This window comes from Protofrankia sp. Cj3 (assembly GCF_917627355.1).
GTDB lineage: Bacteria > Actinomycetota > Actinomycetes > Frankiales > Frankiaceae > Protofrankia.
This window is the reverse complement of the sequence record NZ_CAKJTR010000010.1, coordinates 28,783-49,675: the sequence shown is the minus strand read 5'-3', so window position 1 is coordinate 49,675 and position 20,893 is coordinate 28,783. Positions and strand designations below refer to the sequence as shown.

Below are 20,893 nucleotides of genomic sequence, written 5' to 3'. Positions count from 1 at the left end.
TCCGCGGTCAGCGCGAGGGTGGCGGCCGTGATCCATCCATTGACCTGGCTTGGCCTGCGCGCGCCGACGATCGCCGCGGTCACACCGTCGAACGCGAGGGTCCAGGCGACGGCTACCGAGGCGACGGTCGTGTTGTGCCTTTTTGCCACCGTTCGCAGGATGTCAGCGAGAGCGAGGTTGCTGTGCAGTGCCTCGCCGGTGAAGTCCGGTGAGGCGCGCCGCCAGTCGTCGGCCGGGAGGTCGGCCGATCGCTGCGCTGACCATGCCCCGCTGAGCAGCCCCGACTGCATCGGGCTGTAGACGATTACCCCGATGTTGTGCTTGGCGCAGTACGGCAGGATGTCCGTGGCCACGGTCCGCTTGATCGCTGAGAACGGCGGCTGGAGAACATCAACCCCGCCCGCGGATGCGGCACGCTCGAGCAGGTCGACGTCGAAGTTGGACACGCCCACCGACCGGATCTTTCCTTCCGCGCGCAGTTCGTGCAGTGTCGCGACGGAATCCTCGATCGGTGTGCCGTCCTTCGGCGGCCAGTGCAGTTGGTAAAGATCGATTCTTTCGATCTTCAATCGTCGCAGGGACGCGTTGACCTCACGGCGGATCGACTCGGGCGAGCCCACTCTGGCGGGCAACAGGTCATGATCTGATTTCCAGGTCATGCCGCACTTTGTGAACACGTATGGCCGGTCGGCTTCGCCGATGTCCGCGAGCGCCCGTGCCACGACCTCCTCGGAGTGCCCGCGGCCGTATACAGCCGCTGTGTCGATCCAGTTCACGCCGTGCTCGACGGCATGCCGAATGGCGGCCACCGATTCATCGTCGTCCTGGGCGCCCCATCCGAATGCGTGCTCCGCACCGCCGATCGCCCAGGCGCCGAAGCCAACCCGGGTGATGTTCAAACCGGTCGGGCCCAAGAGCATTGTAGGAAGGGTCATGGTCAGTGTGTACCCCCATGCGAGACTCCGGATCTGGGTGGAACGAGGACTCCTGGGATCCAGGCGGCTGGCTCCGACCGGACCGTACCGGCTTCTCCAGCATGAAAGCATTCACGCGACCGGAAGTCCCGCGGCCAGGAATGTCAGTAATGTCATGTTTGTCTTGTTGACATTCCTGAAGATGAGCGGCCTCCGCCGCGGCCGGCCAGGGCCGGTGCGCGGCGGCGAGCGGGAATGCCGTCTGGTCGCGGGCGGTCTGGGCGTGTCGTCCGCGGGCGTTGGACAGCCCGGGTCATTGGATGGTCGCACGGTGATCCGCTGGTGAAATATGCACCATGATTTTTACTATGAGTAGTCATATTGGTGGTACGGGTTATCTGCCGGCTGGCAGGTGGGATGCCCGCGCCATGAGTACGCGGCCGGGCCGCATAGGAACACCCAGGCCGGTCCCGGGGGTGTCAGCCGCCTCGGGGGCTGGTAGCCACGATCGGCTCCCTGGAGGCGTTGACCATGGGCAGTTCTGGTGGCACGCCCTGACGGTGGCCGGCCGCGGCGCTCTGCCGGCGCGGACGATGGAGGTGCCCGCGACCGGTAGTCGCGGTGGGTTACCTCGGGCGATGCGCCGCCATCCGCTACGTGAGGTATGTAGTGGACTTCCTTCCCCGGAGACCTCCCGTGATGGCCTGTAGCCGTGTAGCGTCTTCCATGGCCAAGTTCGGCGGTTGGCGTCTACAAGGGACGCGGACGGCGAACACTGTCGTGGGAGCGCCAAAATCTCACTTCAGACGGTCCGGGGCCCGCGCGGTGTGGGTCCTGACTGCACCAGCAGGGAGAACGGCACGTGGCTCAGGGCACGGTTAAGTGGTTCAACTCGGAGAAGGGCTTCGGCTTCATCTCCGTGGACGGCGGCGGTTCGGATGTCTTCGTCCACTACAGCGCGATTGACATGGACGGGTACAAGAGCCTGGAAGAAGGGCAGCGGGTCGAGTTCCAAGTGACCCAAGGACAGAAGGGTCCACAGGCTGACGCCGTTCGGGTCGTCTGAGCCACGAGGGACGTAACTCCACAGTCGTAGGGCGAGGGTCCGCCATCCCCAGCTGAGGAGGCGGGCCTTCGTTATCTGTCGGTGGCGGGCGACACGTTCGGATTCATAACGCATCGCGTTTCTTTTTCGTGTTGTTTCTTTTCTGGTAGATTGCGTGTTTCCGCATAGCCGCTGACGTGCGCTCGAATATGTCGGGTCCGTCAGCTGCCATCTTTTTTGTTGAATAGGAGCGCCCGGTAACAGAGGACTGCGGCGTCGCGGGGCTGGGGCACGCCCCTCGCCGCGCTGCCGGATTTTTTGCCGAGCGTATCCGCCGGATGGAACGCTCGTAGCAAAATTTCCGTCAACCACGCCGACGCGGGGGACTATCGACCGTGGGACACCAGGAGTTCGGCGATCTGCAGGGTGTTCAAGGCCGCACCCTTGCGGAGGTTGTCGCCACAGACGAACATGGCGAGCTCACACGGGTCGTCGGGCGATTGCCTGATCCGCCCGACCCAGGTCGGATCGGTACCGACGACATCTGCCGGCGTTGGGAAATCCCCTGCGGCCGGGTCGTCCAGGACCGCCACACCTGGCGCCGCGCGCAGGACGGCTCGTGCCTCATCCGCCGTTACCGGACGCGCGAACCACGCGTGTACCGCCACCGCGTGGGTCGTCACGACCGGTACCCGGACACAGGTCGCGGATACCCTGAGGCCGGGGAGCCCGAGGATTTTCCGTGACTCGTTCCGGATCTTAATTTCCTCGGACGACCAGCCGCCGTCCTTGTAGGAACCGGCCCACGGCACCACGTTCAGCGCGAGCGGCGCGGGGAACGGGCCGAGCCCGTTCTCCCCGATCGCCTTGCGGACGTCTCCGGCACTCTGTCCGAGTCTGAGCTCGATCTCGCCACCCGCGTCGGCGGGCAGGCTGGCCGCGTCGGCCGGCATGTTGCGGCGGGCGAGCCCGGCATTGAGGACGACCGCGAGCTGGGCGTACAGCGTGTCGATACCGGCTTGGCCCGCTCCGCTCGCTGCCTGGTAAGAGGTCGCCACCAGGGAGTCCAGCCCGAACACCCGGTGTAGCGCGCCAACCGCGACGATCATTGACAGCGTCGTGCAGTTCGGGTTGGCGATGATCCCACGAGGTCGCCTCGCCGCAGCCTGCGCGTTCACCTCGGGGACGACGAGCGGGACGTCGGCATCCATCCGGAAAGCGCCCGAGTTGTCGACCACGGTAGCCCCACGGGACGCGGCGACCGGTGCCCACTCCTTGGAGACCTCATCCGGAACGTCGAACATCGCGATGTCGACGCCGTCGAAGACCTCGGGAGCCAGCGCAAGCACCTCGACGTCCCTGCCGCGCAGCCGCAGTTTCCGCCCAGCGGACCGGGCGGAAGCGATCAAGCGGATCTCTCCCCAGATGTTCGGGCGTTCCGTCAGCAGCGACAGCATCACGGTGCCGACCGCACCGGTCGCGCCGACTACAGCGAGTGTTGGGCGGTGGGCGGCAGTGTGTGTCGTCATCGGCCGGTGCCCGCGTACACGACGGCCTGGCCGTTGGGATCGGAGAGGTCGAAGGCACTGTGGACGGCCCGGACTGCTACGGGCAGGTCGGTGTCGCGGATGACGACCGAGATCCGGATCTCGGAGGTTGAGATGATCTCTACATTGACCCCGGCGTCCGCGAGCGCGCCGAAAAAACGGGCTGACACCCCTGGATGCGACTTCATCCCGGCGCCGATCAGGGAGAGTTTGCCGATGTGATCGTCGTACAGGGTCCGTTCGAAGCCAATCTGGCCACGGACCTTCGTCAGCGCGGTCAGCGCGGTACGGCCGTCGGCTTTCGGGAGGGTGAAGGAGATGTCGGTCCGCCCGGTGCCGGCGACCGAACCGACCTGCACGATCATATCGAGGTTGACGTCCGCGTCAGCGACGGCTCGGAAGACGGCAGCGGCCACGCCGGGCTTGTCCGGGCAGCCGGCCACGGTCACCTTCGCCTCGCTCTGGTCGTGTGCGACTCCGCGGATGATGGCCTGTTCCACGAGATCTGCCTCCGGAATCTCGGTGACCCACGTACCCGGCTTCGAGGAGAACGAGGAACGGACGTGGACGGGGACGGTGTAGCGGCGGGCATACTCGACGCACCGAAGCATGAGCACTTTGGCGCCGCAGGCCGCCATCTCCATCATTTCCTCATATGAGATGCGCTCGATGCGGCGTGCGTCCGGCACGATACGCGGGTCGGCGGTGAAAACGCCGTCCACATCGGTGTATATTTCGCAGAAATCAGCCCGCAAGGCGGCCGCGAGGGCCACAGCGGTCGTGTCCGACCCACCTCGACCGAGTGTCGTCACGTCCTTCGTATCCTGGCTGACACCCTGGAAACCGGCGACGATCGCGATCGCACCTGAGTCCAGAGCGTCACGGATGCGTCCCGGTGTGACATCGATGATGCGGGCCTTGCCATGCGCCGAAGTAGTGATCACTCCTGCCTGGGAGCCCGTGAACGACCGTGCCTCGGCACCCAGGTTTGAGATCGCCATGGCCAGCAGTGCCATCGAGATGCGTTCACCGGCGGTGAGCAGCATGTCGAGCTCTCGGGCCGGTGGTACCGGCGTGATCTGTTCGGCGAGTTCCAGCAGGTCATCGGTCGTGTCACCCATCGCGCTCACCACGACCACCACATCGTCGCCGGAACGGCGCTGAGACACGATCCGTTCGGCGACCCGTTTGATCCGGTTGGCATCCGAGACGGAGGAACCGCCGAACTTCGTCACCACGACCGCCATGGGGCCCAGGCTACTTGGCACTCAGGGGACGGAGAAGAGCTGCGGTCACGGTGCTTTCGGGTGGGCGATCAGATTGCCCCACCGGAGCGGGCGGCCGTCTTGCCCGCGCTGGGGAACGAGGCGTTGCCGCCACGGCGGCCGTTATCATATTTTTTTGATTTTGAAAATAGTTTTTTGGAATTTTCAAAAAAATTAAGCATTCGATAATAGAGGTTTAGATCAAGGAGCGGGGTTGGGGCGCGTGCATCGCGAGGCGGTGGAGGGAGCCGCTCTGGTGGTGGGTGGCGATTGACGAGCTGGGGTGCCCGTGCATCGCGCGGCGTATGGCCGGGGAGCGATGACGCGAGGCGCGGGCCCCAGCCTCGCGACGCCGCTTCCTGCTCGGACGCCCCGCTGCCGGAAGCCTCTTAACCGCTATTTTGCGTGGGGCGTAATGATGTACGCGGTGGGACATGTGTGGGTTACGCGTGGGTCATGTGTGAGATGGCTTGCCTGGCGCTGTTTCACCGAGTGTTCCAGTGGTGGCACGGCGCTGCTGGTTGGTCACATTTTTATGATGTGGGTTGAAGTGGGTTCTTCGTTGGTTTGTCAACCGATAATCATTAATTTTTCTTTCATGCATATGATGCTGCTATTACGGATGGTGGCTGACGTTCGCGCATCGTGGGGGCCCATGAGGATGCGGGCCGGTTCACCGCTATGCTCCTTTCGTCCTACTTGGGGGGGACACCAAGATTGGGACCTACGAAAGGCTTAGAGAGCCAGTGATGATCAACTGCAGTGCCCGGTGGAGTCCCGTGGCAAGCACCGAGGCACTAGGCGTGGGCCCTCGAGGCGCCTCTCCGCTGGGCGACGTGGCCGAGTGCTCCCAGGAGCGCCGTGCCGGGCGCCACTCGGCTGCCAGCCGGCTACCAGCCACCGTGGTGTTGTCCGCTGTTCTCCTGACCGGTGGGCTTGCCGCGTGCAAGCCAGCCGATTCGAGCCTGACGCAACCCGCCCATAGCACGGCGGCCCCCGCGGGAAACCAGGCACCGATCCAGACGCCCGCGGCTCCCACGGCTACCGGGAGCACGCTGTCTGCCGGGTCGGTTGTTTCGTCTCCGGCAGCCACAGCGACCGCCCAGGCCTCAGCGCCTGCCGCCGCATCGGCCTTGCCAGCCCTGGTTGCCGGGCTGACGGGGATTCCGGTGCCGCCGGCGCCGTTGCGTCAGGTCGGGGTGTCGACCACCCAGCAGTTGACCGCCGCGCTCGCGAACGCCCGGCCAGGGGATCTCATCCAACTCGCGGACGGGCAGTACAGCGGGCACTTCGTCGCCAACCGGGCGGCGACCGCGAAGGCCCCGATCACGGTGCGTGGCTCACGCAACGCAGTGCTCGATGGTGGGTCGATCAACAGTGGCTATGTCTTTCACCTTGACAACGCCGATTACTGGCGCTTGGAGGGTTTCACGGTCCAGGACGGCCAGAAGGGGGTGATGACCGACCAGACCAGCGGGGCGGTCATCACCGGACTGCTGGTGCGGAACATCGGTGACGAGGGCATCCACCTACGGAACTTCTCGACTGACAACATCGTCGCCGGGTCGACGGTCAGCGGTACCGGGCGCAAGGATCCGGGCTTCGGCGAGGGCATCTACATCGGCTCGGCCGAGTCGAACTGGGCAAAGTTCAGCGGTGGGAAGCCGGATAACTCCGATCGTAACCAGATTATCGGTAACGCAATCAACGGAGTGACCGCGGAGGCGGTTGACATCAAGGAAGCCACAACCGGTGGCGTCCTGCGGAGCAACACCTTCGACGGCTCCGCCATCACGGGTGACAACTACGCGGATTCGTGGGTCGACGTGAAGGGCAACAACTGGCTCATCGAGGGCAACGTCGGTGTCAACAGCCCGAAGGATGGTATCCAGACCCATGTCGTCGTCGACGGCTGGGGAATGGGAAACATCATCACCGGCAACAAGCTCGACGTCCGCGGTCCCGGCTTTGGTGTCAGCGTTGACAAGCCGGACAAGACCAAGAACACCGTTTCCTGCACCAACACCGTCACCGCGGCGGCGAGCGGGCTGTTCAACGTGCCCTGCGCGCGGTAACGCTCTCCGCGCGCGGTAACAGTCTCATCGCTGTAGGACCGCGGGTGGCTCATGAGGTTTCGGGCCACCCGCGGTCACTGTTTCCAGCTGTATGAAGTCGTCGATGCCCGCGGCGAACAGAGCGTTACGCGAACCAACAACTCATCGGCCGATCTGTTGCGCGCAAGGCTCCTTGCTGGCAGTGTCTGCTTCGATTTCCATGATTGAGTCGAAAATACAGAATGAACCGCCCCGGGTTCTTTGGAGACCGGGATGCCTGCGCTTCGGTCGGCATAGCAGCTTCGTCCTGCGGGTAGTAGCGGGACTCGAATTCGGCGGGCTTGTTTTTACGATCCGGTGACGGCGCGGTTTTTGACGGTCGACCCGGCTCTGGATCTCACGCGTAGTCCGTATGGGTATGTCGGGGGGAATCCGCTTAACGACGCGGATCCGAGTGGGCTGTGTGGGTTCTGGTGCAAGGTCGGTACCGGCCTCGGTATCGGTGCGGTGGTTGTGGGTACTGCGGCGTGCATCGTTCTTGAGCCGTGTGGTCTGGTTGAGGCCGGTGGTGTGGCGCTCGCTTCAGGTGCGCTCGTGCTCGGTGGTGGGGTCACGATCGCGGCCGAGACCGGGGGTGTGGTTGCGGGTGGCGCGGTGGTGGGCGGTCTCATCGGCGGCGTGTCCGCCGCGGTATCGAGCGCCAACGGTGGTTCCAGCGGCCACTCCAGCGGTGGTTCCAGCGGAAGATCCAGTAGTTCCAGCAGCCACTCCAATCCTGCGTCCACAGAGTGCATCGACGATGTATTGTCGAAGTTGCGAACTGGTCGCACTCCGCCGAACCTGGAAGTTGATACGCCAGAGGAAATGCGACAGGTATTCGCTGATATCTCCAGAGATGGGATACCGGTGCAGTCGGGTTATCCGGGTAAGTTCGTTGAGCTGCAAGACGGCACCAAGGTCGGGTTCCGCGAGAGCAGTAGGTCAGGAGGGGAGACAATCGATATTTTCAAGGCCGATGGTACGCATGTCAAGGTTCATCTCCCATGATTGATTTGTTGGCCAAAGAAATACTCAAAGCCGGCCTTGATGACTGGGTCCCGCTGCTGGCTGTCGATTCGCTTGCGCGACGCTTTCTGTCATCGACTGACGAGGATTCTGTTCATCGAGAAGTTATTGAAACGATTAATTATCTTGTTGTTGAAAATCTTGTTGAGATTGGTGAAATAACGGATGGCGGATTTTCCCCTTGGGGTGACTCCGTCGCCGATGCATTGATGCGAATAAAGCATTCATACCAGGGTTTTGATGCAAACCGCTGGGGATTCACCTGTTGGCTCAATAACACGCCGCAGGGTGATAGGATTGGAAAAATCATCGTCGATAATACGGAATGAACCGCCCCGGGTTCTTGGGAGACCAGGATGCTTGGGCTTCGGTCGGCGCAGTTCCAGCAGCCGCTCCGATCCTGCGTCCACAGAGTGCATCGGGTATGACCATGGTCGTCGCTGGGTGGTGTTGACATCTGTCACCAGTGATGGCACTGCCGGGCCCCTACCGCACCCAACCGGACCGACTGTAGGCGGGTGCCCTAGCGTGTGCCCTAGCGTGTGCGAAGGTTCTTTCGTAGCTGTTGGAGCGCCCGGCAACAGGGGCGTTGATCAAGGAGTGAGGCTGGGGTGCGTGCATCGCGCGGCGATGGCTGGGGAGCGATGACGCGAGGTGCGCACCCCAACCCCGCAATGCCGCGTCCCCTGTTGCCGGGCGCTCTTAAGCCCAAGTCGCGCGATCATGACCTTTTCGCGTCGCCGGAGGTTCCTGGGGTAAGTCTGTACCTGCACGGGACGATCCGCACCGACGCGGACCGATCAGAGGAGACGATCTACAGATGGCCATCAGCCTTGCCAAGGGCGGCAACGTCAGCCTTACCAAACAGGCCGCCGACGCGGGCACACCTCAGCTCACCGCGTTGACGGTTGGGCTCGGGTGGGACGCTCGCACCACCACTGGCACCGACTTCGACCTGGACGCCTCCGCCATCGGGGTGAAGGCAGACGGTAAGGCTCTCACCAACGAGCATTTTGTCTTCTTCAACAACCTGAAGTCCCCGGAGGGCGCCATCACGCTCACCGGCGACAATCTCACCGGCGCGGGTGAGGGGGACGACGAGTCGATCGTCATCAACCTTGGCCAGGTGCCGGCCGACATCGACAAGATTGTCGTTCCGGTGTCGATCTACGGTGCGCAGGACCGGCACCAGAACTTCGGCCAGGTGCGCAACGCCTACATCCGTGTCGTCGACCAGACCGGCACTGAGCTGGTCCGTTATGATCTTTCCGAGGACTACTCCACTGAGACGGTAGTCATTTTCGGTGAGGTTTACCGCAACGGCGCCGAGTGGAAGTTCCGTGCGGTTGGCCAGGGCCACAACGACCTCGGCGGTCTCGCCCGTGATCATGGCGTCAACATCTGACGCATCGCTTTCAACGTATCATCTGGCTCTTTTCGCCTATATGGCATGATCCGTCGGTGGACGGCGATACTTCAGGTCACCGTCCACCGAGGGCGGTTTTGCCGACGGTGACAGCGTATGGGCGGCAAGCGGTAAGCGGTAATGCAGCGGGCTGATCGGGGAACATCAAGGGCATGACACCGATGATGACGGCCTGGCAGGTCACCACACCGGCTCCGGCGACGGCGCGACCGCTGCGGCGCACGGCCGTCCCCGTGCCAGAGCCGGCTGCCGGCGAGGTGCGTCTACAGGTCGTAGCCTGTGGGGTCTGCCGTACGGACCTACATCTGGCCGAGGGCGATCTGCGACCGCGCAGGCCCAACACCGTTCCCGGGCACGAGATCGTCGGTTATGTCGACGCAGTCGGCCCTGCGGTGAAAGGTGTTGCTATCGGTGATCGGCTGGGAATCGCCTGGCTGCGGGAGACCGACGGGACATGTACCTACTGCGGCCGCGGCGCGGAGAATTTGTGTCTGACCTCCCGCTACACCGGTTGGGATGCCGACGGCGGTTATGCCGAGTACGCCGTGGCCCGGGCGGACTACGCCTACCGGCTGCCGGATGGTTATTCCGATGCTGAACTGGCACCGCTGCTGTGCGCAGGAATCGTCGGATTCCGGGCGCTGCGTCGCGCTGAGCTCCCGGCCGGTGGCCGGCTTGGGGTATACGGCTTTGGCGCATCCGCCCACCTTGCCGCGCAGGTGGCACTGGCGCAGGGCGCGAGGGTCCACGTGATGACCCGCTCCGAGGATGCGCGACAGCTCGCGCTCGCGCTCGGCGCGTCTTCGGCCGGCGGGGCCTACGACGCCCCGCCGGAGCCGCTCGACGCAGCCATTCTGTTCGCCCCGGTTGGCGACCTGGTCCCGGTCGCGCTGGGGGCCCTGGACCGCGGCGGGACGCTGTCGGTCGCCGGTATCCACCTCTCCGATGTGCCGGTGCTGAGCTATCAGCGCCACCTGTTCCAGGAACGGACGCTGCGTAGCACGACCGCGAACACCCGGGCGGACGGGCGCGAGTTTCTCGGGATCGCGCGGCGGCATCGGCTCGCGGTCACGGTCCAGCTGTATCCGCTCGACCGAGCGGACCAGGCGTTGATCGACTTGGCCTCGGACCGGGTGAACGGCGCCGCGGTCCTGCTCCCGGCCGGCTGAACAGCGCGGGGGCGGCGCGGTACGTAGCGGTCGTCGGGCGTGGCGCTCCCAGGGAGGCGCTGGTCAGCCTTGTTTGACCGCCAGCAGTCGGCGTTCGGCGGAAGTCAGCAAGTCTGATATTTCCCGGTTGAGGTACCCGGTGGCGCCACGTCCGATCTGCCGGCGGCGCAGGATGCCCGCGCCGACAAGCTCCTCGGCTGCCGCCCACGCGGCCTGCACGGACACGTCCAGGATGCGCGCCGCGCTGGTTGCTGTGATCACAGGGGAGGTGGATAGTACGGTGAGTAACCGATCGACTGTCGCGGGTTCTCGCGGCCGGTTGCGGACCGCGACTGTTCGCTCGCGGAAAGCTGTCAGTCTGGCATCCCAGGACCGGCGTAGTTCGGCGATCTCCTCGGCGAACGTACGGGCCTCCTCGATCGCCACGACCAGGGAGTCGAGAAAGAAGGTCAGCCACTGGTTCAGCGCCGCGTGGGCGGCTCGGCCACCAGGCGGGCCATCATGGCAGTAGGCGGCCAGCGCCGTCACATACCTGTCGGAGCGGCTCACAAAGGCGAGGCTGATCGGCAGCACGGCGGGTGTGACCAATCCTCGGCGGGCGAGCACGGCATGGATCAGCGTCCGTGCCACCCGCCCGTTGCCGTTGTCGAATGGCTGGATGGTCTCGAACTGGGCGTGGACGAGCCCAGCCTGGATCAGCGGTGGGTGAGCGTCGCCTGAAGCATAGGCGACAAGATCGGTCATCAGCCTGACCACATCGGACGGTGGCGTAGGTATGAAGGCCGCGTCGAGGGGGTTCCATTCGCTCCCGCCGAGCCAGGTCTGGACGGATCGCGGGCCGGTGTGCCGGTGGCCTGGCAGCAGGGTGCGCTGCAAGCTGACAATACCGTCCACGGTGATGGCCTCAGTGCCGGGAAGATCGGTGACCGCGCGCCGGAGCGCGGCGATGTTGCGGGCGACCCGGCGGGCGTTCACGCTGAAACCCTCGACGACATTGTCGGAGCCGGCTCCAGCGGCGAACTCCGCCAAGGCGACCTGCTGGGGAGCGACCTGGATTCCCGCGATCCGGGACGACGCGACTGCCTCGGCGCGCAGCAGAAAATCTGCCAGCTGGTCCAGGCTCACCACGACCGTGCTGGTCAGTGATCGGATGCCCACCTCGATCGCTGTCGCGCGCGCGATGAGATCCTTGTGAAGGACCGGCGGAGACCCGGCCAGCGGATCAGGATAGTACGGGCGATACACCCCTGTGCGGCGTCCGCGCAACGGCGCGGCCGGGTTCGGGGACCAGAGTTGTTCCCCGTATCGACCCATCGCCGGATTCCTCTGTTTTCAGCACTTCGACACCAGCCAACACTACGGCCTTTCCCCGAATAGCCGCTTCGCGACGATTCGCCGGACCCCTGGCTCTTGGGCTGGCCGCCGCCCGGAGGCCGCTCAACTCCTGCCCCGGCCCAGCAGGTGTAGCAGCCCGGCCGCAGTTGCGCTGAGCGTGGCGGCGACGAGTACATCCCGGGGCAACAGATCGGCGGACTCCCGCTGGATGCGTCCGTGGAAGCGGTCGAAGCGGCCCGGCCATGGACTGCGTCCGGCGAAGTAGATTCCGATTTTGTCGGTGTCGGGAAGGCATGCCCCACTCATACCGGCAAGCACCGCGAGCCGCCGGCCGGGTGGCGCGGCCGCGGTCAGAAGGCCCATTGCGATCAGCCCTGCCACGCCGTCGCGCCGGGCGACCGGGATCCAGCTCAGCCCTGGGCCGGTACCCCAGTGCGGCAGCATGTCCATTGCCAGATGGGAGGCGAAGCCCACCGCAAACGCGGGCAGCGGCCGGCGTACTGCCGTCCCGAGCAGCGCTCCCGCACCTACATGTGCACTAATGATCATTTGTTGTGCGCTCCTGAGGGTCGTAGGAGTTCATCCGCGCGCGGACGACCGGGCCGCGAACGTCACCTGAACAGGCTGTATGTCTCTTTCCTCGCGGCCAAAGGCGGCGCGGGAGGGATGCGGCCGCGCCGTCCTGCTGAACTCGACAGGAGTTGCCCACAGTAGCCGAGAGGCGTTCGCACGCCGCCACGCGCGATGCGGGGTAACACTGTCTATCCCAACAGCGCCTGACCGGGGAGCGCCCGGTCAGGCGACGACGCGACGGCCTTCGAAGGCGCGGCCGAGAGTCACCTCGTCCGCCCATTCCAGGTCGCCGCCCATCGGTAGGCCACTGGCCAGGCGGGTGACCTTCACGCCCATCGGAGCGATCTGCCGAGCCAGATAGGACGCGGTGACTTCACCTTCGGTGTTCGGATCTGTCGCGAGAATCAGCTCGGTCACCGTTCCATCGGCCAGCCGAGCGATCAGCTCCCGGATATGCAGATCGTCAGGGCCTATTCCGCCGATCGGATTGATTGCGCCGCCAAGAACGTGATAACGCCCTCGGAACTCCCGCGTCCGCTCGATGGCGATGACGTCCTTCGATTCCTCGACGACGCAGATCTGTTCTGGATCACGCCGCTGGTCCGAGCAGATCCGGCACAGTTCCGCCTGCGCGACGTTGAAGCAGAGCCGGCAGAACCGTACCTTGTCTTTGATCTCGTTCAACGTGGCCGCGAGGCGCCGCACATCAGCGGGGTCCGCGGAAAGAAGATGGAAAGCGATCCGCTGCGCGCTTTTCGGGCCGATACCCGGCAGCCTACCGAGCTCGTCGATCAGATCCTGGACGATCCCCTCGTACATCGTTACTGACCTGCCCCGATGCGGTTACCAGATACGGCCCAGCCGTCCATCGACATGGCTGTCACCCCAGGCCCGAGGTGTCAGAACCCGGCCCGGATCCGCCTGCTAGACCTGACCGGCCCGCCGGACCTGGCGGTCCGCCGGGAATACCGAGCCCGCCGAGGGCGTCGCCGAGCCCGCCGGTGACCTGGCCCATGCGATCCGAGGCAAGCCCGCGCGCATTGCCGGCGGCGTCCCGGACGGCCGCGAGGACGAGGTCCGCCAAGGTCTCGGTGTCGGCCGGATCGACCGCGGCGGGGCTGATGGTGAGATCGACCAGCTCGCCGCCGCCAGTCACAGTGGCTTTCACCAGGCCTCCGCCGGCGGTGCCCTCCACCCTGGTGCCGGCGAGCTCCTGCTGGGCGTTCATCAACTCGGCCTGCATCCGCTGGGCCTGCATGAGGAACTGGCCGAAGTCCGGCCCAGGTGTCTGCGGGTTCGACATGTCCCTGAGCCTACGTCCGGGTTCCGATACACCTTGCGGGGAAGGCCGCGATTCGCGGTCCAGCTGGTTGGGTGTGCCCGCGGATATCCGGCTGGTCTCCTGGCGCGCTCAGTCGGCGGGTTGCTCGATGACAGTGGCGCCGAGATCGGACCGCAGCAATGCCATCGCGGCGGCCTCCCCCGACAGCGACGCCTCTGGGTGGGCTGGCGCGTCATCGTCGTCAGGGGAGGCTTCATCGTCGATGTCGCCGTGGCTGGCCGTTGCCGTCACCGGTGCTGTTGGCGTCATCGGTGTTGTTGGTGTCACCGGTGCTGTTGGCGCCGCAGCTGACGTTGTTGGCGCCGCCGGCGTTGCTGACGATGGCGGGTACATGGGCGAGCGTCCTGTCACATCCACGCCTGCCTGGGCGCTGGCATGACCGTTGCCCACGGCGGGTGAACCCGACCGGTCGGCGGTCGTCGCCGCATGACGGATCGGCCCGGCCGGCGGAGCCTGCGCCGAAGGCGCGGACGCGCCCGCGAGCCCGGCCGCGTGCCGCGCGGCCGCCGGTGGCCCCGGCCGCGTCGGTGGAGGTGCTGCCGTCATCGGGGGTGCTGCCGGTGGCGGGGGCATGACGGCCACAGCGTGCACTGGCCCGGTCGAAGCCCATGGCGCACCGAAGCCGGCTGGCACCAGCCCATGATTCTCGCTCGGGCGGCCTGGCGGCCTGCCGCCCTGGACGAAGCCCCCGGCGGCACCAAAGCCATGTGATCCACCGGATCCGGGCGGTGCACCGGCAGCGCCACCCGTCGACCCGCCGGCTGTCGCGATGGTGATCCGCCAGGTCCCGCCCAGAATTTCGGTCAGCGCGGCGCGTAGGACCTCGATGTTGCTGCCCTGGCCGAACATCCGGGCGATCGTCGCGACCGTGAACGCGAGGATGACCTCGTCACCACGAACATCGGTGACGGAGGCGTACTCCTGAAGCAGGGCATGGGTGGCGGGCTTGCGCGACCTGGCCGCACGTAGCACGTCATCCCACGCCGCGTGCAGCCGTCCCACCTCGGTCCCAGTGGTGGATGGTGTCACCGCGGTGGCGCCGGATGTGAGTGATGGGCGTGCTCCGGCCGCGGGACCCCCGGAAGATCGAGCGGGGGAGGGCGGTTCTGCCGGGCCCGGGGCAACCGTGGGAACGGGCTTTCCGGCGGCGGCCGGAACCGGAGTGGATGCTGTCTGCATGTGCGCGGCCGGCCGCGATGGTCCCGGGCTGCCGGTCGCTGCCGTGGCATGCGCCGGACCGGCGCCGCCGCCCGCGTCCGCTTGCCGTTCCAACCGCTCGAGGCGGACCAACAGGGCCGATGGGTCGGACCCGGCAGCGGGTAGCAGCGTCCGTGCCATGACCAGTTCGAGCAGCAGCCGCGGGCTGGTCGTCCCGCGCATCTCCTTGAGACCGGCATGCACGACATCCGCGGCCCGGGAAAGCTCGGCCGGGCCCATCCGGCCGCACTGGCTGCCCATCCGCTCAAGCTGGTCGGCCGAGTAGTTCTCCAGCAGCCCCTTGGCGGGAGCGTCCGGCACCGCCGCAAGGATGATCAAATCTCGTAGCCGTTCCAACAGATCTATGGCGAAACGGCGGGGGTCGTGCCCGGAGGAGACGACCTTGTCGACAACGGTGAACGCGGTGGCGCCGTCCCGCGCGGCAAGGGCGTCGACCGCTTCGTCCAGCAGGACGCCATCGGTCATCCCGAGTAACGCGACCGCCCGATCGTAGGAAAGGCCATCCGGCCCGGCACCGGCGAGCAGCTGGTCGAGCACGGACAGCGAGTCACGCACGGAGCCAGCGCCGGCTCGCACCACCAGGGGCAGCACCGCCGGGTCGACGTCGACCCCCTCCGAAGCGCAGACCGACGTGAGGTGGTCGCGCAGTGCCCCGGGCGGCACGAGTCGGAACGCGTAGTGATGGGTGCGGGAGCGGATGGTGGCGATGACCTTGTCGGGCTCGGTGGTCGCGAACACGAACTTCAGGTAAGAGGGTGGTTCTTCGACGACTTTGAGCAGGGCGTTGAAAGCCGCCGCTGTGACCATGTGGGCCTCGTCGACGACATACACCTTGAACCGCGCCGAGGCTGGCGCGAAGAAAGCACGTTCCCGCAGATCGCGGGCATCATCCACCAGCCCGTGGGAGGCGGCGTCGATCTCGGTGACGTCCATGGACATACCGCGACGGATCGACACGCACTGCTCGCACACTCCGCACGGTTCGGGCGTCGGTCCGTTCACGCAGTTCAGGGATGCGGCGAGGATGCGTGCGGATGACGTCTTGCCACATCCACGCGGGCCGCTGAACAGGTAGGCGTGGTGGAGGCGGCCGGTCCGTAGCGCCTGCATGAGCGCGCCGGTGACGTGCTCCTGGCCGACGACCTGGGCAAAGGTCGCTGGGCGGTACCGGTTGTACAGCGCGCCGCTCACACGATCACCGGCCTACTCCGTCGCTCGCTCCGTCGGCATCCCGGGCGTTGCCAGGGATCAGGGCTCTCGTCGGGCTCATGGCCCCGCGAAGAGGACGACCCCTCGCACACCCGCCAGAGCCTGCTTACCCTTGCTGCCTTCCGGCCCTGGGGGAGTTCACGAGGGTGACGCCGCGCGAGGGGTCTGCAAGGGAGTCTAAGGCCTGCTGGATGGATCTTCAGCGGCGCATCGGTGATCCGCGAGTCATCGTTTGGCTGAGCGTAATGGATCTTGATGCCCGGCGGCGTTGATGCCGCTGGGATCCGATAAGCTCGTCAGCGGAGGATTCGCCTAGTGGCCTAGGGCGCACGCTTGGAAAGCGTGTTGGGGGCAACCCCTCGAGGGTTCGAATCCCTCATCCTCCGCAGCGATCATGCAGCTCTGTCAGGGCAGGGGCCGCAGGCCTTCCGATTATGAGAACCGATCCCTGATCGTGTGGTCTTGTTTCTGGTCTCATTCGCCCGGCAAGGGCTGCTCGCCCGCGCCAGGGTGCGTCCCACCGCAGCCAGCTGACCGTGCCCGCCGCCTCATGCAACATCGGGTCGGTCACATGCTGGTAGCGCCTGCGCATGCCCGAGGACCACCCCATGATCCCATAACGATCCGGTCCGGCGCCCCCGGCAGAAGCCGGGCCGTCGCCGCGGCAGGCTGCCATGTCGGCAGCATCCGGCATGCCGGCAGGGCCCGTCATGCCGGCAGCATCCGCGTCCGCGGACGTGTCGGCCGCTACGACTGAGCACCACACAGACACGAGCCGTCAAAGAATCTCCGGCCCTGCGCCGCGTGTCCCGACCCTGGAGGGTGATGTGTCATCGAGTAGCCCCACCGGCCTGCCCGGCCAGGTGGGCCTGGGCAGCCGGACAGCCCTGTCGGCCGATCGCCTGCTTGCGCTCGACCAGGCGCACGTCTGGCATCCCTATGGGCCGATGCCCTCCACACATGAGACGTTCCTCGTCGAATCCGCGTCCGGGACACGCCTGCGCCTGGCGAGGCCAGTCGAAGGCAGGTCTGAGCTGATCGACGGAATGTCCTCCTGGTGGGCCGCCATCCACGGCTATGCGCACCCCGCTCTGGACGCAGCCCTGCATGCCCAGGCGGCAAAGATGAGCCACGTGATGTTCGGCGGCCTGACCCACGAGCCGGCGATCAGGCTGGCCGCCCGGCTGGTGGAGATGACGCCTGAGCCGCTGCGCCACGTGTTCCTCACGGACTCCGGCTCCGTGTCCGTCGAGGTCGCCGCCAAGATGGCGATCCAGTACTGGCGGTCGACGGGGCGTCCGGAGAAGGTTCGGCTGATGACCTGGCGCGGGGGCTATCACGGCGACACATTCCATCCGATGTCCGTGTGCGACCCGGTCGGCGGCATGCATCAGCTCTGGAGGCGGGTGCTGCCGGCCCAGGTCTTCGCGGACCAGCCACCCGTTGGCTTCGATGTCCCGACCGACCCGAGGTATCTGGCGGACTTCGCGGACCTGCTGGCCCGCAACGCTGACCAGATCGCGGCGATCATCGTGGAACCAGTGGTCCAGGGTGCCGGTGGGATGACCTTCCACAGCCCCGGCTACGTCCGGGCACTGCGGGAGCTGGCGTGCGACCACAACGTGTTGCTGATCCTTGATGAGATCGCCACCGGCTTCGGGCGTACTGGGAGGCTGTTCGCGGTTGAACACGCCGGTGTCAGCCCCGACATCATGTGTGTGGGGAAGGCCCTGACCGGCGGCTATCTCTCGCTGGCCGCCACCTTGTGCTCCGAGGAGGTCGCCCGGGGGATTTCGCGGGGCGAGATGCCGGTGCTGGCTCACGGCCCGACCTTCATGGGGAACCCGCTCGCCTGTGCGGTAGCCAACGCGTCACTGGACCTGCTCACGGAGGGGGGGTGGGCGGCTTCGGTCGCCCGTATCGAGGCCCGGCTGGCGAGCGGGCTGTCGTCCGTGGCCGCGTTTCCCGGAGTCGCCGATGTGCGGGTCCTGGGCGCGATCGGGGTTGTCCAACTTGATCATCCGGTGGACGTGCCGGCCGCGACCAGGGCCGCGTCGCGCAACGGCGTCTGGCTGCGGCCGTTCCGGGATCTCCTTTACACCATGCCGCCGTTCATCTCGACCGATGCCGACATCAACGCGATCACGTGCGCGCTGCACGCCGCCGCACAGGTCGGTTAAGAGCGCCCGGCAATAGGGGCGTGGATCAAGGAGCGGGGCTGGGGTGCGTGCATCGCGAGGCGGCGGAGGGAGTCACCCTGGTGTTGGGTGGCGACCGACGACAACGACGGGATGCCCCACCCGGACGCCGCGAGCCGGACAGTCCGCTATAACCGGGTACAACGCGACCGGTATCCACAAGCGGCTCAGTCGCTTGTGAAGCCCAGCGCGCCGGATGCCTCGGAATCGCTGTCGGCGAGGAACTCCCGGCAGCGGGCGGCCTCCTCGGTTTCACCGATGGCGGCGGCGGCACGGCTCAGCGCCGCGAGCGCGCGCAGGAAGCCCTGGTTGGGCTCATGGGACCACGGGATCGGCCCATGCCCGCGCCAACCGGCACGGCGCAGCTGGTCCAGACCGCGGTGGTACCCGGTCCGCGCGTAGGCGTAGCCCGTGACAGCCGCGCCCGCGTCCAGGGAGCGCTCGGCCAACATCGCCCAAGCAAGGCTTGAGTCCGGGAAGCGGCCCGCGACAGCCTCCGGGGCATCGCCGGCGCTGAGGGCCCTGGCGGCGGCCGGATCGAGAGCGAGCCTTGTCGGAGGCGGACCGCCAAGGAGATCCGGCCGTTCGGGGGATGTCGTCATGAGGCCCATCCTGCCGGATCGCGCTCATGCCGCATCGCGTGGGGAGCTTTCACGCGGCGGACCTGGTGGGAGGGGGGTGGGCCATCAGGTCCGCCGCGGGATCGGGGGCCGAAGCCGACATCGTCTTCGGACAGCCGGGAAACCGCGGTTCAGAGCGCCCGGCAACAGGACTGTCCGGCTCGCGCCGCCCAACACCTCCGGCGCACTCCTCCGCAGCCCTCGCGATCCATCCATCCGGACGCCGCTGTCTGACCGGACACCCTACTGCCGGAGCTTTTTACGCGTGCCCGCGCTCACAGCGCCGACGGGCTGGTGACGGTGATGTCCCAGAGGTTCTTACCGACCACACCGGTCTGTCCGTCGTCGACCCGGGTCAGATAGCTGTACAGCGACGCGAGACCCTGGGATTCCCCGCCGAAGCGGCCGTCCACCTGCAGAATGAACTTCTTCTCACGCATCGTGCTCTGCCAGACGTAAGCGTCAGCGCGAACTTCACCGGCCAGCGCGGTGGAAAGGGTTGTGCCGGCGAAGTTTGACGATGCCAGTTGAGCCTTCGCGCGTTCCAAGGTCATCGGAGGCTGCGCTGGGGCAACCGCCTGCTGGACCACCTCGGTGCTGGGCACGGCTGCCGCTGTCTGCGGTGCTGGGCCGTTGTTGGTCAGGCCCATCTTGACTGAGCAGGACGGCCAGGGGGACCAGCCGCGAGCGTTGTAGAGCTTGTGGGCGGCATCGTCCTGCAGTGCCGGTGGCGCGTCGCTGGGAAGACCGGAATAACCAAGGCCATGCCAGGTCCCGGCGTCGAACTGGTAGGCGCCGTAGAAACCGTTACCGGTATTGATGTGATAGTTGTTACCGGACTCGCACTGGCGGAGTTTGGCGAAGTCGTCGGCGGTCGCGGCGCTCGCTGGGCTGGCCGCGACGGCGAGACCACTGCCCACGAGTGCTGTGACAGCACCGGTGGTGCGCAGGACCTTGACGGCGGTGGACGACTGTTGCGGGGCGCGGTGCCTGCCAACAGACGGCATGTGGGTCGGTCCTTCCCGTCGCCTACGAGGTGAGCTGTCGGGTTCGGGCTGGGAACATGCCCGGCCGGTGACGCCCATGCGCGTCGCCGGCTTCACCCCAAGGACACCGGCGTCTCCGGTATCCGGATGTGGTTCCCCCGATCCCGTCCTAGCGGCTTCGCGGTAGATCCTGCCGCGGCGGACGGGGACGGGATTCGGCGTCCGTTCGCGCGGCCTCGCCGATCTGGCGAGTGGGGAGGACTCTAGCGAGCCTGGCTCTTTCGAAGCAAATCGGGGTGTCGGATGAACTACATGGATCTGGCCTACATCCCCCGAATGAACTATGTGGGCCAAACTGAGAACTGTACCTGGTGATTGGGAAAGCTCCGCTGGAGGGTTGCTTGTGTTGGGTTTTTGTAACGACGAGTAATCGGGCCGGTCGTTATAGTGTTTATCTGTTGTGTTTGTTGTCACCTTGGTGTGGCCGGCCCGACTCGTCGTGCGCGGGGTCTATATCAGTTTCGTAGCCGTCAGGCGGTAGCTGTTCGGTTCAGGCTCAGCTGAAGGTGGCCGTCCAGGTTTGCGGTCCGCAGATTCCGTCCACCGTCAGGCCCTTGTCAGCCTGGAGATGGCTCGCCGCACCAGCCGACTCCGGTCCGTACTGACCATCAATCTGGATGTTGTAACCAAGACCATTCATCTGCTGCTGCCACGACCGCACGTCCGGTCGCACCTGGTCGACCAGATCGGTCGTCAAAGGCGTGGCAGCGGCAGCGACAGCGGTCGACGGGGTGGCCGCGTTCGCCGCGCGCCATGCCCAACGCGAGGAACCGCTTCTGCCGTATGAGCGTGCCTGCCACGAGCTGCTGTCCGACGAACCGGTGCTGTCTGGGCTGGCGCTGGCGCTGCTTGGACTCGACGAGCTGG

At 66.1% G+C, this 20,893-nt stretch carries 18 protein-coding genes, 1 tRNA gene, 1 other RNA gene, 1 pseudogene and 1 riboswitch; of the genes and pseudogenes, 9 read left to right on the top strand and 12 right to left on the bottom strand.

The window, feature by feature from the left end:
- Positions 1-935 (bottom strand): aldo/keto reductase (locus MJ783_RS02690; protein ID WP_239308304.1); only part of this gene is annotated, 935 nt, incomplete at its 3' end.
- A gap of 841 nt (positions 936-1,776) precedes the next feature.
- Here MJ783_RS02690 and MJ783_RS02685 point away from each other — a divergent pair.
- Positions 1,777-1,980 carry a cold-shock protein gene (locus tag MJ783_RS02685; protein WP_013872098.1) on the top strand — a complete coding sequence of 68 codons (204 nt, stop codon included), beginning with the start codon at positions 1,777-1,779 and terminating at the stop codon, positions 1,978-1,980.
- Between the two features lie 365 nt (positions 1,981-2,345).
- Here MJ783_RS02685 and MJ783_RS02680 read toward each other — a convergent pair whose 3' ends face one another.
- Positions 2,346-3,488, bottom strand: a complete 1,143-nt coding sequence (locus tag MJ783_RS02680; RefSeq protein WP_239308303.1) for an aspartate-semialdehyde dehydrogenase — start codon at positions 3,486-3,488, stop codon at positions 2,346-2,348.
- Complete coding sequence (locus tag MJ783_RS02675; protein ID WP_239308302.1) at positions 3,485-4,753, bottom strand: aspartate kinase; 1,269 nt, start codon at positions 4,751-4,753, stop codon at positions 3,485-3,487. The genes MJ783_RS02680 and MJ783_RS02675 overlap by 4 nt, the downstream gene beginning before the upstream one ends.
- Positions 4,754-5,550: 797 nt before the next feature.
- Between MJ783_RS02675 and MJ783_RS02670 the strand changes: the two genes are divergently transcribed.
- From MJ783_RS02670 to MJ783_RS02650, 6 genes and pseudogenes are all read left to right on the top strand, one after another.
- Entirely contained in the window at positions 5,551-6,846 is a 1,296-nt protein-coding gene (locus tag MJ783_RS02670) for a nitrous oxide reductase family maturation protein NosD (RefSeq protein WP_239308301.1), read from the top strand.
- A 309-nt stretch (positions 6,847-7,155) separates the two neighbouring features.
- Positions 7,156-7,275, top strand: a pseudogene (locus MJ783_RS23505) (hypothetical protein); the annotation flags it as partial.
- Between the two features lie 63 nt (positions 7,276-7,338).
- On the top strand, positions 7,339-7,872 hold the full coding sequence (locus tag MJ783_RS02665) for a hypothetical protein (protein WP_239308300.1): 534 nt from the start codon (positions 7,339-7,341) through the stop codon (positions 7,870-7,872).
- Positions 7,869-8,219, top strand: coding sequence for a hypothetical protein (locus tag MJ783_RS02660; RefSeq protein ID WP_239308299.1), 351 nt, complete (start codon positions 7,869-7,871; stop codon positions 8,217-8,219). The genes MJ783_RS02665 and MJ783_RS02660 overlap by 4 nt, the downstream gene beginning before the upstream one ends.
- Positions 8,220-8,710: 491 nt before the next feature.
- Positions 8,711-9,295, top strand: coding sequence for a TerD family protein (locus MJ783_RS02655; RefSeq protein WP_239308298.1), 585 nt, complete (start codon positions 8,711-8,713; stop codon positions 9,293-9,295).
- A 185-nt stretch (positions 9,296-9,480) separates the two neighbouring features.
- The gene (locus tag MJ783_RS02650) at positions 9,481-10,485 is read left to right on the top strand and encodes a zinc-dependent alcohol dehydrogenase family protein (protein WP_239308309.1); all 1,005 of its coding nucleotides are present in this window, start codon (positions 9,481-9,483) and stop codon (positions 10,483-10,485) included.
- 63 nt (positions 10,486-10,548) lie between these two features.
- On the opposite strand, the gene MJ783_RS02645 is transcribed toward MJ783_RS02650, so the two are convergent.
- From MJ783_RS02645 to ffs, 6 genes are all read right to left on the bottom strand, one after another.
- Positions 10,549-11,799, bottom strand: coding sequence for a Fic family protein (locus MJ783_RS02645; protein WP_239308297.1), 1,251 nt, complete (start codon positions 11,797-11,799; stop codon positions 10,549-10,551).
- A 123-nt stretch (positions 11,800-11,922) separates the two neighbouring features.
- Positions 11,923-12,369, bottom strand: a complete 447-nt coding sequence (locus MJ783_RS02640; protein ID WP_239308296.1) for a hypothetical protein — start codon at positions 12,367-12,369, stop codon at positions 11,923-11,925.
- Between the two features lie 246 nt (positions 12,370-12,615).
- On the bottom strand, positions 12,616-13,212 hold the full coding sequence (gene recR, locus MJ783_RS02635; RefSeq protein WP_239308295.1) for a recombination mediator RecR: 597 nt from the start codon (positions 13,210-13,212) through the stop codon (positions 12,616-12,618).
- 61 nt (positions 13,213-13,273) lie between these two features.
- The gene (locus MJ783_RS02630) at positions 13,274-13,696 is read right to left on the bottom strand and encodes a YbaB/EbfC family nucleoid-associated protein (RefSeq protein ID WP_239308294.1); all 423 of its coding nucleotides are present in this window, start codon (positions 13,694-13,696) and stop codon (positions 13,274-13,276) included.
- A gap of 108 nt (positions 13,697-13,804) precedes the next feature.
- A complete protein-coding gene (locus tag MJ783_RS02625) occupies positions 13,805-16,144 on the bottom strand; it encodes a DNA polymerase III subunit gamma and tau (RefSeq protein WP_239308293.1) in 2,340 nt (779 codons plus the stop codon).
- A 90-nt stretch (positions 16,145-16,234) separates the two neighbouring features.
- Positions 16,235-16,331, bottom strand: an RNA gene (ffs, locus tag MJ783_RS02620) — signal recognition particle sRNA small type.
- Between the two features lie 132 nt (positions 16,332-16,463).
- On the opposite strand from ffs, the gene MJ783_RS02615 reads away from it, so the two are divergent.
- Positions 16,464-16,548 (top strand) — tRNA-Ser (locus MJ783_RS02615).
- A 561-nt stretch (positions 16,549-17,109) separates the two neighbouring features.
- On the top strand, positions 17,110-18,342 hold the full coding sequence (locus MJ783_RS02610) for an adenosylmethionine--8-amino-7-oxononanoate transaminase (RefSeq protein ID WP_370651417.1): 1,233 nt from the start codon (positions 17,110-17,112) through the stop codon (positions 18,340-18,342).
- 185 nt (positions 18,343-18,527) lie between these two features.
- On the opposite strand, the gene MJ783_RS02605 is transcribed toward MJ783_RS02610, so the two are convergent.
- The 3 genes from MJ783_RS02605 to MJ783_RS02595 form a co-directional block, all read right to left on the bottom strand.
- A complete protein-coding gene (locus tag MJ783_RS02605; RefSeq protein WP_239308291.1) occupies positions 18,528-18,962 on the bottom strand; it encodes a DUF3151 domain-containing protein in 435 nt (144 codons plus the stop codon).
- A gap of 293 nt (positions 18,963-19,255) precedes the next feature.
- The gene (locus MJ783_RS02600) at positions 19,256-19,987 is read right to left on the bottom strand and encodes a transglycosylase family protein (RefSeq protein WP_239308290.1); all 732 of its coding nucleotides are present in this window, start codon (positions 19,985-19,987) and stop codon (positions 19,256-19,258) included.
- 5 nt (positions 19,988-19,992) lie between these two features.
- Positions 19,993-20,159: riboswitch (cyclic di-AMP (ydaO/yuaA leader) on the bottom strand.
- Positions 20,160-20,522: 363 nt separating this feature from the next.
- The gene (locus MJ783_RS02595; RefSeq protein WP_239308289.1) at positions 20,523-20,723 is read right to left on the bottom strand and encodes a peptidoglycan-binding protein; all 201 of its coding nucleotides are present in this window, start codon (positions 20,721-20,723) and stop codon (positions 20,523-20,525) included.
- Positions 20,724-20,893: the final 170 nt, after the last annotated feature.

What these genes read in the sequence shown, in the direction of transcription:
- MJ783_RS02680 (WP_239308303.1), bottom strand. Translation starts at nt 3,488, where the DNA reads ATGACGACACACACTGCCGCCCACCGCCCAACACTCGCTGTAGTCGGC.
- MJ783_RS02675 (WP_239308302.1), bottom strand. Translation starts at nt 4,753, where the DNA reads ATGGCGGTCGTGGTGACGAAGTTCGGCGGTTCCTCCGTCTCGGATGCC.
- MJ783_RS02660 (WP_239308299.1), top strand. Translation starts at nt 7,869, where the DNA reads ATGATTGATTTGTTGGCCAAAGAAATACTCAAAGCCGGCCTTGATGAC.
- MJ783_RS02655 (WP_239308298.1), top strand. Translation starts at nt 8,711, where the DNA reads ATGGCCATCAGCCTTGCCAAGGGCGGCAACGTCAGCCTTACCAAACAG.
- MJ783_RS02650 (WP_239308309.1), top strand. Translation starts at nt 9,481, where the DNA reads ATGACGGCCTGGCAGGTCACCACACCGGCTCCGGCGACGGCGCGACCG.
- MJ783_RS02645 (WP_239308297.1), bottom strand. Translation starts at nt 11,799, where the DNA reads ATGGGTCGATACGGGGAACAACTCTGGTCCCCGAACCCGGCCGCGCCG.
- MJ783_RS02640 (WP_239308296.1), bottom strand. Translation starts at nt 12,369, where the DNA reads ATGATCATTAGTGCACATGTAGGTGCGGGAGCGCTGCTCGGGACGGCA.
- recR (WP_239308295.1), bottom strand. Translation starts at nt 13,212, where the DNA reads ATGTACGAGGGGATCGTCCAGGATCTGATCGACGAGCTCGGTAGGCTG.
- MJ783_RS02630 (WP_239308294.1), bottom strand. Translation starts at nt 13,696, where the DNA reads ATGTCGAACCCGCAGACACCTGGGCCGGACTTCGGCCAGTTCCTCATG.
- MJ783_RS02610 (WP_370651417.1), top strand. Translation starts at nt 17,110, where the DNA reads ATGCCCTCCACACATGAGACGTTCCTCGTCGAATCCGCGTCCGGGACA.
- MJ783_RS02605 (WP_239308291.1), bottom strand. Translation starts at nt 18,962, where the DNA reads ATGACGACATCCCCCGAACGGCCGGATCTCCTTGGCGGTCCGCCTCCG.
- MJ783_RS02600 (WP_239308290.1), bottom strand. Translation starts at nt 19,987, where the DNA reads ATGCCGTCTGTTGGCAGGCACCGCGCCCCGCAACAGTCGTCCACCGCC.